This is a genomic window from Oscillibacter ruminantium GH1 (assembly GCF_000307265.1).
Classification (GTDB): Bacteria; Bacillota; Clostridia; order Oscillospirales; family Oscillospiraceae; genus Oscillibacter; species Oscillibacter ruminantium.
Genome location: NZ_DF158899.1, coordinates 209,117 through 223,692 on the forward strand (window position 1 = coordinate 209,117; position 14,576 = coordinate 223,692).

Genomic DNA, 14,576 nt, shown 5'->3' on the forward strand with positions numbered 1-14,576 from the left:
CGGCATATCCACACGCTTTGAAAGCCTTACAAAGCCGGGTAAGCAACCCGGCTTTCTGCGTGTAAATTTAGGTGCAATTTTTTCATTTTTGCACATAACAGCTTTAAACATGATTCTAAGCGCATCAGTTGCGCAACATGAATTTGTTGATGCTCTGAGCAAAAAACAAAGAAGCCTTGATTCCTCAAGGCTTCTTTTCTGGTGGAGGTGGGGAGAGTTGAACTCCCTCAAAATTTTGCTTGCAAGAAAATTTTCTTTTGTTTTCAATGGTTTTTCAGACTATTATTGTCTCTAAAGAAAATAAAAATTACAAGTTAAAAATAAAAAGTGGGTTATAAAGTGGGTTACAGAAATTTGTGCATTTGAGCAAAAAAGAACCTAAGACGAGGCTTGGAGGAGGCTTGCTTCAATGTCAATCTGATGCTTATTGTCGTAGAGGGTTGCTTTTCAACGTTTATTGACGTACTATCTAAAAAGTGCATTTACTTTCTTGCGCATTATATACATCGTTCCGAATTTAAATCTTACACGGCAGCGAGTTCTAGCAAATCTGCGCAATTCAGTAATCCGCAGAACTCAACTATATAAGAAAGCTGATTTGGAAAATTGCAACCTGTTTCTTGCAAATATTTTAAACATGCCCTAATCTTTTTAATACACAATACAATATAAATAGGGGAGAAACGTCATGTATTATAAGTTGTCGTGCAGTGTATCGTCATGCCCAAATGGCAGCAAAATTTTTGAAAAATGTGACGAGGAGGCATATGAAAAGTCAAAAGATTCTTTTGAAAATATGACGGCAGAGCAAAAATCAAAGTACAAGGGCCTTGAAGATTATTTAGAAAAAGCCGTCGGTTTGAAATTGTCAGCGTATAATCGTTGTTACCTCAAATTAGTCTGTGAAATAAATTTTCGCCTTGCCAGCAGTGCAATTCCCGAAGTATTGCCGATTGATGTAGTATTATATGACCAATCAACCACTGACTTGCTAAATTCCCTTGAAACTAATGAATATATTAAGGAAGTATACCGCAAAAAGAAAGCGAACGTAAAAGATGGACTCAATACTTCAAAAGCCACGGTTTTGCTGGAATGCATGCGGCAAGGAAGAATCTTACTTCAAGCTGGTCAAAAAGCTGAGATTCTTGCAAAGCCATTGATTGATTTTTATGCTGCCTCAGCGTATGCTTATGCAATAATTGTTATTAATTCTCCTCTGCATAAATCTATCGAGACATTAAAAGGATCACACGGTCATAATTATGACCACAGTGACGGAACAATTAATTTTGGCGGCTCTATTCCAACGGGGACATTTTTGGATTTACTATTTTCTATACCAGTATCGCAAATACATTATAATAATTTAGATATTAAATATTCATTATTGCCATCCCTTGAGTTCATACAAAGCCACTCTATTAGCATCTCACTTTTATCTTTACTGTCAATGGTTCCAGAGCTACAAAGTTATTATACCAATGTTGAGCCGAGCAGTAGAGTCGTCCATAAAATTAGTATTGACACCGGGATTATTAATTCCAAAATAACCTACAATTTTTATATTGGAGATGGTGTTAACAAGCCAAATAGAGTCAAACTCGAATCATGCTTTAAGACAAACAATATAACAGAAAATCAAGGAAGTTATAAAGTCACCGTTGATTCAGATTCCTTATCGCACATTTCGCCAACCATTTACCAAGATATTAAAGGCGATTTGTGGTATGTTGAGTCACCAGTTGATGGGCTTGTTATGCCCGAGCTGTGCCTTCATTTCTTAATTATTAGTGCTCTGTGCAATATCATGCGTTATTCACCTCATGAATGGAATACTATCTTGACAAATAATGTTTCACAGCCATTTTCACTTTTAATTAATCGATACATAGGATTGTTTGAACTGAAATTTCCAATGATTGCAACTCAATATTTAACAAATTACAATCCTATTCTTCAGAGGTAAAAAGGAGAAATCGTTCTATGTGGATTCGTAATCGATATACCGGCCCCGGCGGCGGCCTCTATACCGGCCCCGGTGGTGGCCTCTATACTGGCCCCGGCGGCGGTGCATATACCGGCCCCGGTGGTGGCCTTTATACTGGCCCCGGTGGCGGCCTCTATACCGGCCCCGGCGGCGGCCTCTATACCGGCCCCGGCGGCGGCCTTTATACTGGACCTGATAATATGCCGTATACCAGCAATTGGCCTCCGCGCGAGCACTTGATTCGTTTTTTAAGGCAAAACGGAATGGAACGAATTGCTGAATACATGCTTAAAAACGGATTTTAACCCTCTCCTTCGAGTTTTTTATAATAAGTATCTAATTTCATCTGTAGAAGGGCGCAAAAATAGAGCGACACAACTGCTGAATTTCTAACAAGCATGGTAACTGCATAGGCCTTACGAATAAAAGATTGCGGCGGATAGGAAAAGAGAAATTATACTTCTAGTCGCAATAAATAAAACTCCACTGATATCGTTCCAGCTACTTTTCTTTAAGTTCATGTTGTGTCGCAATATATCGGTAGCCGAAATTTTGGTCAATGCCACCGCTGAAGACGGTTTGGCTCTATATTTATGATGTGATATTACGAGGGGATTTTCCCATGGATCAGAAAGAGATAATGCATTATTGGTACTATTTCTGCTCGCTCTGCTCTCAGCTCAATGATACAAGGCAGTATGTAGATCACAGCACTGTTGATAAAAGCGGAATAACAGTACTTGCAAATGGCGATACATACTCCAACGAATTTCTAAAAATTCTGTTATCATCATCATCCGAGTTCGAAACAGTAGGTAAATTATTATGTAAAAGCATAGACAAAGATTTTAAAGGCAAATCTAATATCGTGTTAATATCAGAAACAATTCTAAGTAAATATCCTAACATAGTCAAGACAAAAATAGCTACGGACTATGAAGACTTAGTTCCTTTATCTGAATGGAAGATTGTTGATAATGCTAATAAGAAGGTTGAAGGATTGGGCTGGTGGCGTGCATACACAGATATTAAACACGCACGTTATGAAAATTTTAAATCTGCAACCCTTAAAAACTGTATAGACGCACTTGGCTCCCTATTGGTCTTTGAATTATATCTGTCAATGGACGCTACTGGATCTGTCAGCAATTTATCTGCATACGGGTGTGATTATTTTAGTTTTGAGTATGGTGTTGAACATTTTTATGTAAAAGGTCTTCAAGATCTTCCTGACTTTTAAAAATACTAAAGCCGCCTCTCTAAAATTGAGAGGCGGCTTTAGTTCTGTGCCCGATTTGGACACCTTATTTAATATATAGCGCCTGCTCCGCTTTCCTGCGCCGCGTCAGGCCCACCACGGCCTTGCCCCCGCTCTTGTTATAGAGGGCGTAGTCTGCTGGGAACAGGCCGGACGCCATACGACGCCCGGCCTGTTCCTTCAGGAGATCGGATAAAAAGAGGATAAAATGAAAAAACTCGTCTCTTGCAAGTATGATAATACTGATGATATGTTAAGCAGAAAAGCGTAGACTATTACGAATCTTTTAAATCTCTGCCAAGACGCAAAACTCCCCGGGGCCTACCGTATAGTAAGCCCCGGGGAGTCTCATTTCTTATACCGCCGTCTCCATCCCGACGGTCTGGAGCTTGCGGTCAAACCCTCCGCCGCGGTAGATGAATACCAGCGTCCGCACCTGCTCATGCGTCAGGTTGATGATGTCGCCGTTGCCGGTCGCATCGGAGCCGTCTCCCTGGATGATGCCCGCCGTCATGAGCTTGTCGATGATGGGCCGGAACTTCTCCGGCACATCCTTCAGCTTTTCATAAGTAACCACTTCGTCTTCCTCGCTTTCTTCCGCATCATAGGCGGGTCGCACGGCCCCCTTGATCAAATTGTTGCTGCGGGACCTCCGCTGTACCTGCCCGCCATTAGCGTCGTTACCCGCCCCGGTGTTGCCCTCAATGGCGACCACCCCGGCTGCCGTAACGCTCTCTATGATGCCGGTATGGTCCGTATCGGCACCGCCGGGAAAGTCGTAGATCACCACGTCTCCGGGCTGGTAGTCCCAAGTCACCCAGCACCCCGCCGCCTGCGCTGCCCGCATCATGGTCCCGCAGGAGGCCGTGCGCACGGGCAGCAGATAAGCGGCCCCGGCCTGGGCAAAGCACCACTGGTCAAACATCATGCACCAGGGATTCCCGTCCAACCCGAACCACTTGCCATATTTCGTCCGGTTGCTGCCCTGCGGGTTTTCCGTATACCCCAGCTCCGCCCGGGCGATGGAGAGGATATCACTTGCTTTCGGCATTGCTCACCGCCCCCTCAACCGCGGCATTCTGTACCTTTTGAGCAATGGCAGCGGCGATAGAATCAACGTCAGCGTCCGCCTGCACCGTTAAGGATTTCGGCAGGTCCCCGACGGTAATCTGCGCCAAGGCCTCCTTCAGCTTATCGAAACCGAACATTGCACTGTAAGCAACCAGCAAGCCGACGATCACAGTGGCTACGACCATGTACCACGTGACGGCCACGCCGTTGATCTGCGCATAGGCCGCTCCGGAGGCCAGCGTAAGGACCTCAGACAGCAGCACCACCACAAGATTAGTGGGCAGCTTGCTCCACGTTGCTTTTTTGATCACCTCCGTCAGCAGGTTTGTCAGGACGGTCAGTGCGCCGATAATTGCCACCAGCATACTCATGTTTGCTACACTCATTTTTTACTCCTCCTCATAAATCATTATTGTCCAAATTTGTTCCCAGGGCGGCGTCATAGGTGATGCCGCCTTTGATATTCTCCGCCTTGGCCTTTCCAAAATAGGCCGTCAGAACCACTGCGGTAGACGCCTGAAGCGCTCCGATTAGCGTGGTGAGATACGGCAGCGTCCCGGTGTACCGCATTTTGATACTAATCTGCATCTTCTTTATTACCGCTCCCCTTCACATTCACAACAATGTGCGGCGTGAGGCTTGTGGTATTGATCTGCGCCGTGTATTTGCGTACCGCCACATCCTCGATGTACTTCAGCTCCTCGTCCGAAAGGTTTTTAACGGACTTCGCAGTGCTGGCGGTGTTTTTGTCAATGTTCTTCAGTGCCACGGCGGCGGCGTTGTCCAGCGAGAAATTAGAGAAACTCCCGGCAAGCCCAGATGCCGCAGCTCCCCACGCATTGGCAGTATCGGTATAGCCGATGTGATCCATGCGATCAATGGTAATCTGATTTTCTCCGAACGTGCGATTCACCCAGGCATTCATATCCGTTCGAAATCCAGAAACCGCAGCAGCCATATTCGTTCCGAGCAGTTTGTCGATTGCACTTGCAGCGGTTTCAACAACGCCCAAGATGTTATCGAAGGTATCAAAAAACAAATGCGCAACGGCGGCAACCGGATCATTGAATACGTTTGCGAAAAACTCTGCAAATACGGCAATCGTATTCCACGCATCTGCAATCAGATTATGCACCAGCGCATACAGCCACCCCGCGCCCTTCCCAATTGCCCCAAACACCTGCTCTGAGGTAAATCCGGCAGCATTAAAAGCCTGCGCCATCATAATGACGCTCGCGATGAGCAGCAGAACAGGCCAATTTGCTGCGGAAGTAGCAGCCGCGGCTACCAGCATGTTCGCGGCATACAAGGCGATCAAGATAGCCGCGACCTGCATCGCTGACTGAAAATGCCCGCCGATCCACTCGCCCAGCGCTGTAATCTTATCCAGCAGCCACCCGACGGCAGTACCGGCCATTCGCATTGCCGTTTCGATGCCCCGGGCAATGCGCTGTCCCTTCTCGCTGTTCATAAACGCATTGAATCGGTCTATTGCGGGCTGCATGCCTTGCAGCATCGCCACAAATCCTCTGGCCACCGTGTCTTTCAAACCGCTGGTCATGACGCTCCACGACTTCTGAATGCTGTCCGGGGCACGTTCTAAGCTGTCCGACAGGAAGCGCAGCATTCTGCGGGCGGTGAACATCATCAGCCCCATGCGAATCAGCCGCTTACTGAGAGCATCATGCGATTGACGCGCTCTTGCGGCGGCTCCGGCGTTCTTTAATAGCTCCGCGGTGTGCCGAGCGATTCTGGAAATAACGCTTCGGTGGGCCTGTTCTTCGTTTTTAGCGGCGTATGCCTCTCTTGCAATCGCATTAGCCGCTAAATCCCCACTTTCCGCAAGACCCTGCAAGCCCTCGCGCATGATGGACTCGGCGCTGTTCGCCTCAGCTGCGGCACTCGTCCAAGCAAGCCCCATGGACTTCATTTTCTTTTCCAATTGGGAAATGGCCGCATCCCTCTGTTCATCCGTCACCGCCTCTAACGCAGCCTGCTCCATAGCAGACAGGCGGTCAATAATACTCTGTGTGGCCGCGCTCACATCCATCTGCGCGGACCTTGCAGCAGCAGACACATTGGCCGTGACACTTTGCGCCGCAGCGGCATTCTCGGCTCTCACCTGCCGCTGCGCCGCTTGGACGGCTCGTGATGTGGATGTGGATTTCGAGGCGACCTTATCCAGCACGGACGAATAATGATCTACAAGTTTCAGTTCGTCTCTGATAATCAATGCATACTCACTTCCTTTCGGAATCCCGCTTTTCTTTCTCCGCAAATGCCAGAACGAGCGCTTGTTCCCGGTCTGTCATTTCTTCAACAACATGGGGAAGGACACCGTGGCGAATGCACAGGTAATATGCACACGCCACAGACACGTCCATCCCCGTTAGGAGTTTTTTGCTTCTTCCTGAATGTCGTCTCCAAACCCTGAAAGGTCCATGATGGCATCGGACAATCTACGATACTCGCCGGAGTACAGCATTTTGCGAGGAACATCTTCGGGGTTGATCACGCCGTAAGCGCTGCACATCTCGGCTGCCGCAAAATCAGGCTCAACAGTCCCCGCAATAACGATCCGCGCCGTATAGGCATTGACGTCAAAATCCTGCACCAGCATTCCAGAGCGGTCCCGGTGAGACCGAGTGCACCCTTTACGAATAGCAGTATTCATTTCCTCAGACACAGGCCGAATAATGAACGGCGCAGGGATAGGCGTTCCCTTTTCATCGAGGACAACAGCCCCGTCATCCCCGTGCTGAACAAATCGATCAGAGACAATGATCTCCTGCGTTTCATCCTGCCGGACAGGATGCAAAAAGTCACTCAGTTTGCCCATAGTTTAACCTCCCAGATTCGTAGGCGCCGTGAAGCTGCTCAGCGGCTCAAAGCTGGACGCTGTAAAGGATACTTCCTCTTCGAGGAAATCCGCCGAATCGTCCAGCAGAGACAACGGAATCTTGCTGAGGTTGACGCCGTAATAAGCGACCGTCTGCGTACCAACGGTAGAACCGTTGTCGTTGTTCGTCACCTGCAAGGTAATCTCCGGCAGCGTGCCGGAATTCTGGTATTGGTGTGCGATGTTGATAAACTCCGGCGTGCCGTAGTAAATCGTGAAGCTGCCGGACGTTTTCATGCCGGTAACCTTCTGCTGCACCTTTTTCGTGCCAACAACAGGGAAATCAGCGGTGTTGAACTCTGCGTTGGCCTCGAACTTCTTCAGCCCGAACAGCAGTACATTGCGCCCATTAATTGTGGCGAAGGCCGTTCCGCTTTTTCCGTTCAGGCCGTCTCTTTCGAGCAAATAACTCATGTCTTGGCCTCCCTTAAAGGCGGCTGTAAAGCTCTTTCCAGTTTTGATACTTCGCATCATTGGCAAGGCGGTGTTTTAAGAACGTCTGTGCAGTTTTCGGAACCTTGTCGCCCAATGCGATTCGGTACTGCTGGTATTCTTGCAGCAGCCTCAGATACTTCTGGCGGGCTGCCTGCTGCTTCCGGTACGCCTCAATCTGCGCTTCACTGCGCGGGTCTCTACTGGGCGGATTACTGTGGAACGATGAAAATGTTTTGTCCCGCTGAATCTGCGCATCCGATAGGCCTATGGTCGAATATGGCGTCAGCGTGTGCAGGCAGTTCGGGTGAATCCCCAGATAGCTGTTCATCAGCGAATCAGGGCTGTCTGCGTCGATCTTCCCCATAGCGGCAGACAGCGGCGGATACTCCGGGTTTGTTCCGCTTTTAGAGTAAACCCGTCCCTCATATGGGGCACACGCGGGACAGGTCGTTCCGTGACTGGATATCCGAAACAGGTCCTGTTCCGGGTCTCGGGTGAGTATCGCAAGGTTTTCCGCCTGCCGTGCGGTCGTGCGTGTAACCATGTTACAATAAGCACTCAGGCTCCACCGTCTGCCTGACTTATCCACAAAAGCGGTCAGCCCATCGGCTCGGAGCTGCGTAACCATCTGCTTTGCCGTGTTCCACGCCCCACCACCAGCGGCCTCCATCTCAGCTGCTCTGGCAATTCCGACTCGGCGAAAGGTATCCTCACTCAGCCGCCCGATTGCATAATCCGCGCTGATCTCTGCATGTCGGGAAGCGTCGAGGATACTGGACATCAAATTTGATGTTAGAATCTGCGCAACCGCTGTCTGTTCAACAGTCAGCGCACCGGCGTTCATATACCCCGCCATGTGCTTTGCAGCACTCTCGGAAAGCCTCGCCGCATCTGGGTGGGCTACATAAAAATTGGACTCCACAAGAATAGGAACGTACCGCCAGCAGGCATCCTGCATGTTTGCAAGCGTCTGCTGTACCCGTTCCAACGCAGCCTGCTCTGAATAATCAATCAAGCCCTTTGAATGCTTATAGGCAATAGCGTCCACCAGATCGTGTTCGGTCTTCAGGTAGACCGCACGCAGAGCCTCTTCAATTCTCTGTGGACTTGCTGGCACTAGTGGTCACCTCCTGCGGGCATCAGAAAAGCGCCGGGCATACGCCTGACGCTTTGAGATGCAATTATTTTTTGTTGGGGTTCGGATAATTTTTCTTGATTGTTTCGCCAGAGGCCCACGCCTTTTTTGCTTGATTGATACTCCAGTCTCCGTTCATACCCGGATCGTTCGGATAATCACGCCCCACGTAATCGTCCTCCCACCCGCATACTGGGCAGATATCGAAGCTGCCCTTTGGTTCACTCATGCACATTGCTCCGCAAATCGGGCAGGGGTATTTTTTATTACTTTCCATTATCGAGTTTATCCCTCTCCCAGTATCGCACTGCATTTCTGTTTCCACGATCAGCATTTAGATTCCAAAATGTTTTTATCGTCCCAGAACTCGTTGCCACCGCATATAGTCCGCCCTCGTAATCATAGCGGCAAACATCGCCGTTTGATCTTACAAATGCGTCCCCATGCTTTCCTCTCGGAGACGCCAGGAACGCACGGGCCTTTTCCACATAACCTTCTTCACTGGCTGCTTCAACAGACGCGCCGTGGTCTTTGAAATGCTGCGCCCTTGCGGATGGCGAAAAATCTTTTGCAACCCATCTCCTAGGAAACCCGGTCTTATCCGCAGACAGCTCCCAATAGTCAAATGGTTCCTTAGCCTGCTTGCTGCTCCATTCCGGCATTTGAGAAGATTGTAGACTACCACTTTGAGCGCCGTTTGTCAAGCCCCCACCTCCGCCGGATCCACCCACCTGACCAGGGCGTCCGGCGTGACTAAAATTTCCGCTGCCGGCTCCTCCGTCAGCCGTTGGCATTGCGCCCATTGTCAGTGCAGCCAGTGGATCGCGCATTGCCTGTGTGTCCTGATACGTGACACCGGCGTTCTGCTGGATCTGTTCATCGGGGATACTGTCAAACATGCCTGTATCATCAGACATCTTTTTGAGTTCCTTCTGCGCCGTCCCCTTGTCTAGCAGTCCTCCTTGGTAGGCGGCCAGAACAGATCCGGACTTCTTATCCACAATATCCGCAACCTCTGTTGCCTTGGGCGTCCAGAGCGGCGGAAAGGTTATCCCGATCCCATCTGGCACCTGTCCCCAGCAAGAAAGGCACAGCACCGGGAGAAGCCGCTCCAAAATGGGACGCAGATCGCTTTCCCGTTTCGTGTCGATATAATCGTAATAATTCTGAAGATCACTCTCTCCTGTAGCATTCATCCCCGCGGGCGATCTCCCGAACAGCTTAGTGACCGGGATGCGTGCGGCGCCGGAGACATCCATCATCACGGTGTTATACACATCAGCAAGCCCCGAAAAAGTGTATTGCGTGTTGTGGATGCCGTCGCCTTTGTTGACGATGCGCATCCCGAAGTTGGTGTCTAAGACGCTCTGCGCCTGCAGCGTATCGTAGAGCCGCTTCTGCATAGCCGGAGAACCAATAGAAAGGATCTGATCGACGTTGTCCACTTCCATGTAGTCCCTGCATGCCTTAAAGGTCAGCGCCGCCAGATTATGAGAGACGTTGTCCCGCTTAACGATTTCGTCATAGATGGCCTCCAATTCAGACGCACCCCAGTATGTTTCCGCAATCTTCTCCAGATAAGGAAGCTCACGACCTGTGAATCGCACCACACGAGAATGATGCACGCGCTGCACCGTTCCTCCGTTAGCATCTTGCACGGAGTAATAGGCAGGAAGTCCGAAATCCGGGTCTGCCATGTCGGTTACCAGCTCCATGTCGGGGTATACTCCGCTCCAACGGTCGACCACATACAGACCGAGGAACGTCCCCGGAAGCACTGCATCCAGATCAAGCGGCTGCGCCAGATCTTCTTGCCCTCGAATCAGAATCACACCAACCGCGCCGCCGTATAGCCGCCCCCAGTACAGGCCCTTGGACAATCGGTCGCGGAGCGATGTTCTGCGAACTGCGCGGTCAATCTGATCCTGAGCCTCCGGTGTAAGGCCGTCCAGTTTCACCCACTCGCGCAGCATATCGTCTGGAATCGTTGTGATGATGTTCTGCACGATCCAGTTGTCACGATACAGGCTGTTCAGCAGCGCGTAATTCTGTGTCATGCGGGTCATGGGATACTGCGTGGCTTCCAGCGGCGACTGAGAGCCATACCCCAGACGGAACATCGGGTTAGAGAATGCATCCATGGTCTGCACTTGTTTATTTCTTCGGCTCAAATTACATTCTCCTCTCCATACCGCCACTTAGGCAGCGCGGTATTGACGTAATAGCGCAGGGCATCGGGACCATGGTCCATTGTCTTGACGGGCTTCTCAACGCCCATCTTGGCCGCTTTATCATCCCAGACATAGGAACCAAGCTCACCGATCAGGCCCTCACAGGTATCGTGAATCATCAGCACCCGCCGGCTGAACAGCTGCGCCACTCGCCGGATACCGTCTGGGACGTTGTTATCGCCCTGGGTGACATAGACGCCGCGACGCTGCAGTTCCAAAATGAAGCTGGCCGCCGAAGGGTCTACGATCACCGGGCATAAAAACTGCGGATCAGCTCCCATAAACGTCTGGAGCTCATCCGCATATTCGGAATCTGTTTTTTGCCGTCTTTCTTTGCGGCTGTCCCATCGGTACTCCCGATCCACCCAGACGCGCTCTCCGTCGTCGTAGATGTCCAGATACACCTGCGGGTTAGCTGTACCGTAGTCGCATGAGATATGGCGTACAGCGAGGTATGGGAGCCCCTGCGGCCTCTGTTCGTCCGTATAGACGTTGACATCTCGGCTGAACATGTCGTAAATAACTCCGTCGCCCGCCACCCACAAGCCCAGAATATAACGCTGGTAGAACACGCCGGTGTACAGGGACTTATATCGGTCTATCGTCTCCTTCGACAGCGACGGATTGTCCTCCATGGTGAAATGCAGGTGCGTGGCGTCTTTGTCTGCGGCATGTAAAATCCACTCCTTGTTGAACCAGTGCTCCGGCACATCCGGATTGCAGTTAAACCAGAATTTCGCATTGCTGACAGAGCAGCGAGCCAACGCCTGCTCCACAAAGGATCGCGGCATCAAGGCAACCTCATCCAGCAGGACTCCCGCCAGCGTAATGCCCTGAATCAGCATGTAGGACGATTCGTCCTTGCCGCCGAACACATAGAATCGGTTTTGCTTTTTCCCGCGACTCACGATCAGCTGATGCGTCGATCTGGAATAAACCATGTTGAAATTCTGGCGCAGGTAGGTGATACTCAGCAGCGGCTGAATGATATTGCGCTCTGCCGAGCCGACGGTTTTTCCGCTCAAGCCGAAATTGCAGTTATTAAAATTCCCCATCGCCCACAGAATGAACGACAAGGACATTATGGAGGTTTTTCCGGACCGGACCGCCCCGTCACAGATCAGAGCCGTGCGGCCCGTGTAAGGCCAGTGGAGAATGTCAGTCTGCTTTTTTGACAGCATCGGCAGCCTCCTTCAGGGATTTGGTAATGGGGTCGTCCTCGGCAGACTGTGCACCGGCAGAAACGGTCTCAATCCTATCGCGCCACTTGTCTGGCCGCCGATTCTTTAGCCAAAAGATCTGAGCCGTGGTGTCGGGAAGAACTTCTTTTGTGACTCTCTTCGTAACCGTCAAGCAGGAGAATCCCGTTTCCTTGTCGGTAGTCTTTTCGCGCGTCACCTCATCGTATCGGTAACCGAGCGCCCGTTTCAGCAGGGCATTCTCCACCTCAATGTCAATAACATCCTTGCCCCTTTTTAGGGCCTCAGAAATGGCAGGATACTTGTTCTTCCAATCGTACAGCGTCGTCGTTGTAATTCCACAGTTGTGCGCTATTTGCTCGTCAGTCAGGCCATCCCGCGCCCAGCCTTCCAGCCGGGTAAGTCCGTCAGGCTCAAGCCATTCCTGATATTTACCTTTCGCCACAAAGAACTCACCTCTCTTGTCCGAAAATACCCATCACTTGGCTCCCACCCCTGCCTACATACATCAGCACGGACTATACCCACTTGTGACCGCAAACAAGACAGTCGCCCAGAAGGACGGCTGTCTTGTTAATAGATGACTTCCTCTAATTCTATGTTGCTATATTCTACGCTGTCAAAAAAGTACGCTCCTCCTTGAAGATTTCCCCTAGCTCTTGCGTCGTATCTGATGCGTATTTCCACTGGTATCAGTTCTCCGGAGTAAGCGTCCGTAAACAGCCCCTTAATGACCCCTATGCGCTTAACCGGTCCGCTCAGCGACGGCGGAATGTAGTTCTGTGCGGGTTTGAATTTCAGATCGAGCAGCAAAAGCCTTGGCGGGATTATATTGTAATTTACCAGATCGAGTAATGCCCGCTCTGCTTCAAGGGATAGACTGAACTGTGTCTGAGATATAGGTTCGCCTGTCTCTCCATCGTAGATGAAGATTTCTGGATTTGTTATTTTAGAAAACAATTTCATCCCCACCTTCCGCCCCATTATATTCGGGACAACAGACCGAGGTGATGAAGGAGTATGATGCAAAGCCGTGGTGTTGACCCACATAGCCTGTTGGCTGCTCTGCATGTAGCGGGAGCCGCCGTGTTTCAGACGGCTCCCATCGGATTCCCATACTGACATATTACGCCTTTTAAAAGTGGTTCGTGGCCCATTTTTCAAAGTATGCCAAGAAATTCCGCGATTTCTATCAGAAATTTTTCCTTCCTTCGCTTAAATCCGTGTTCGCTGACTCCCGGAAGGTTTAAAAGCATATACGGATATCTTTTGTGGCTCTCACAGTTCAGCAGAATCCCTTCCGCCAGCCTTTGCCGCAATTCATCATTCTGGATATCCAGTCCGATATGTAGCTTCGCTTGCTCTACCGCCCTCATCCGCTGCGTCTCTGGCCAGTCCTCAATAGCGGCCAACTGTTCCATTTTGCTCTCTGCCGGTCGCCCGTCTCCTCCAGAATGCGGCATGAACGACCGAATGCTTGGCTTATCCTTTGTGGCTTTTGTATCCGTGAAGTTGCAGGCCGTACCGTCTATAATCTCCCGTCGCGCCTCATGGTACGCTTTCACCCGGCGCTCGTAACCACGAACTATCCAAAGGCATTCCTGCCGAACGTCATACGGTAAAACTGGTTTTCTGCTCAATCGTGCACCTCCTGCGTCTTCTCGCATATACTATAACGTGCGGCAATCAGCATAGCCGCAGCTCCATAATCCATGGGTTCTAGTCTCCAAAAAAATATGCAGACCTCCTCTTTCCTTTTGGCAGCCTCAGAAATGGGGCTGCTTTTTTATGAACGTTCCGGCGGCTCCGGTTTGGTGCGGTAGGCGAGCCACGTTTTGCCGTAGTCTTTCGGGTAATGGCTGATATTCGCTTCATCGGGGCATCTGGCGATATACTTTGCTGCGTTACGCCAAGGCACCGTCCACCCTCCGTAAAGCCGCCCAACAATATACACCGGCTCCCCGTCCATCCCCCGCAGCTCGTCGAGGGTAAGGGGAGCGTTGTCGGGCTGGGCGCGGCGGTTCCAGGCGGCTTCGGCAGATTCGATAGCCCATGCTTTTTTCAACGCCCAGCGTGTTATTGAGCAACCGCAGTCACGGCACTTGATTGTCACGCGGTATCCGCTATCTCCCGATGGGATTCCGACTTCTGGGATTGCTCTCTTAAACGGGTTATCCGCGTCGCAGCACGGGCACGGCTTCAATTCACTCATTGGGGGCCTCCTTTGCAAGTGCTGACATATCGTATCCTGACCGAATAAAACGCAGTGTTTTTTCGTGGTTGCATCGGTTGCCAAGGTACGTATAAATTTCTGTCATATCTTCCTGCGAAAAGTCAGTACCGAGGAAAGCGTTGATA

The 14,576-nt window shown here is 50.3% G+C and carries 19 protein-coding genes; 4 read left to right on the plus strand and 15 right to left on the minus strand.

Annotated elements, in window-relative coordinates:
* The 4 genes from ON16_RS16070 to ON16_RS11220 form a co-directional block, all read left to right on the plus strand.
* Positions 1-295: hypothetical protein (locus tag ON16_RS16070; RefSeq protein WP_207643787.1), on the plus strand; the 295-nt coding region annotated here is incomplete at its 5' end.
* A gap of 393 nt (positions 296-688) precedes the next feature.
* On the plus strand, positions 689-1,969 hold the full coding sequence (locus ON16_RS11210; protein WP_040662452.1) for a YaaC family protein: 1,281 nt from the start codon (positions 689-691) through the stop codon (positions 1,967-1,969).
* Between the two features lie 17 nt (positions 1,970-1,986).
* Complete coding sequence (locus ON16_RS11215; RefSeq protein ID WP_040662455.1) at positions 1,987-2,295, plus strand: hypothetical protein; 309 nt, start codon at positions 1,987-1,989, stop codon at positions 2,293-2,295.
* Positions 2,296-2,612: 317 nt separating this feature from the next.
* Positions 2,613-3,230, plus strand: a complete 618-nt coding sequence (locus tag ON16_RS11220; RefSeq protein WP_040662458.1) for a hypothetical protein — start codon at positions 2,613-2,615, stop codon at positions 3,228-3,230.
* A gap of 64 nt (positions 3,231-3,294) precedes the next feature.
* Here the strand turns inward: ON16_RS11220 and ON16_RS16260 are convergent, their stop codons facing one another.
* The 15 genes from ON16_RS16260 to ON16_RS11285 form a co-directional block, all read right to left on the minus strand.
* Positions 3,295-3,408 (minus strand): lysozyme, encoded by a 114-nt coding sequence (locus ON16_RS16260; protein ID WP_144032099.1) that lies wholly within the window; start codon positions 3,406-3,408, stop codon positions 3,295-3,297.
* 195 nt (positions 3,409-3,603) lie between these two features.
* Positions 3,604-4,299 (minus strand): CHAP domain-containing protein, encoded by a 696-nt coding sequence (locus tag ON16_RS15080; protein ID WP_051131711.1) that lies wholly within the window; start codon positions 4,297-4,299, stop codon positions 3,604-3,606.
* Complete coding sequence (locus ON16_RS11230; RefSeq protein WP_243441821.1) at positions 4,283-4,705, minus strand: hypothetical protein; 423 nt, start codon at positions 4,703-4,705, stop codon at positions 4,283-4,285. Before ON16_RS11230 ends, ON16_RS15080 begins: the two co-directional genes overlap by 17 nt.
* 13 nt (positions 4,706-4,718) lie before the next feature.
* Complete coding sequence (locus ON16_RS11235) at positions 4,719-4,907, minus strand: hypothetical protein (protein WP_040662461.1); 189 nt, start codon at positions 4,905-4,907, stop codon at positions 4,719-4,721.
* Positions 4,897-6,552 (minus strand): hypothetical protein, encoded by a 1,656-nt coding sequence (locus tag ON16_RS11240; RefSeq protein WP_040662463.1) that lies wholly within the window; start codon positions 6,550-6,552, stop codon positions 4,897-4,899. Before ON16_RS11240 ends, ON16_RS11235 begins: the two co-directional genes overlap by 11 nt.
* Before the next feature lie 156 nt (positions 6,553-6,708).
* Entirely contained in the window at positions 6,709-7,158 is a 450-nt protein-coding gene (locus tag ON16_RS11245; RefSeq protein ID WP_040662466.1) for a phage tail assembly chaperone, read from the minus strand.
* Positions 7,159-7,161: 3 nt separating this feature from the next.
* Positions 7,162-7,632 (minus strand): phage tail tube protein, encoded by a 471-nt coding sequence (locus tag ON16_RS11250; protein WP_040662470.1) that lies wholly within the window; start codon positions 7,630-7,632, stop codon positions 7,162-7,164.
* Positions 7,633-7,645: 13 nt separating this feature from the next.
* Positions 7,646-8,770, minus strand: coding sequence for a phage minor capsid protein (locus tag ON16_RS11255; protein WP_051131712.1), 1,125 nt, complete (start codon positions 8,768-8,770; stop codon positions 7,646-7,648).
* A gap of 64 nt (positions 8,771-8,834) precedes the next feature.
* Positions 8,835-9,122 (minus strand): CPCC family cysteine-rich protein, encoded by a 288-nt coding sequence (locus tag ON16_RS15375; protein ID WP_369384304.1) that lies wholly within the window; start codon positions 9,120-9,122, stop codon positions 8,835-8,837.
* Positions 9,055-10,959, minus strand: a complete 1,905-nt coding sequence (locus tag ON16_RS11260; protein WP_243441823.1) for an anti-CBASS protein Acb1 family protein — start codon at positions 10,957-10,959, stop codon at positions 9,055-9,057. The genes ON16_RS15375 and ON16_RS11260 overlap by 68 nt, the downstream gene beginning before the upstream one ends.
* A complete protein-coding gene (locus tag ON16_RS11265) occupies positions 10,956-12,200 on the minus strand; it encodes a PBSX family phage terminase large subunit (protein WP_051131713.1) in 1,245 nt (414 codons plus the stop codon). The genes ON16_RS11260 and ON16_RS11265 overlap by 4 nt, the downstream gene beginning before the upstream one ends.
* Entirely contained in the window at positions 12,178-12,663 is a 486-nt protein-coding gene (locus ON16_RS11270) for a hypothetical protein (RefSeq protein WP_040662477.1), read from the minus strand. Before ON16_RS11270 ends, ON16_RS11265 begins: the two co-directional genes overlap by 23 nt.
* A gap of 128 nt (positions 12,664-12,791) precedes the next feature.
* Positions 12,792-13,343, minus strand: coding sequence for a hypothetical protein (locus ON16_RS11275; RefSeq protein WP_144032100.1), 552 nt, complete (start codon positions 13,341-13,343; stop codon positions 12,792-12,794).
* Between the two features lie 35 nt (positions 13,344-13,378).
* Positions 13,379-13,858 (minus strand): hypothetical protein, encoded by a 480-nt coding sequence (locus ON16_RS11280; protein WP_040662482.1) that lies wholly within the window; start codon positions 13,856-13,858, stop codon positions 13,379-13,381.
* A gap of 146 nt (positions 13,859-14,004) precedes the next feature.
* Entirely contained in the window at positions 14,005-14,430 is a 426-nt protein-coding gene (locus ON16_RS11285) for a Lar family restriction alleviation protein (RefSeq protein WP_040662485.1), read from the minus strand.
* Positions 14,431-14,576: the final 146 nt, after the last annotated feature.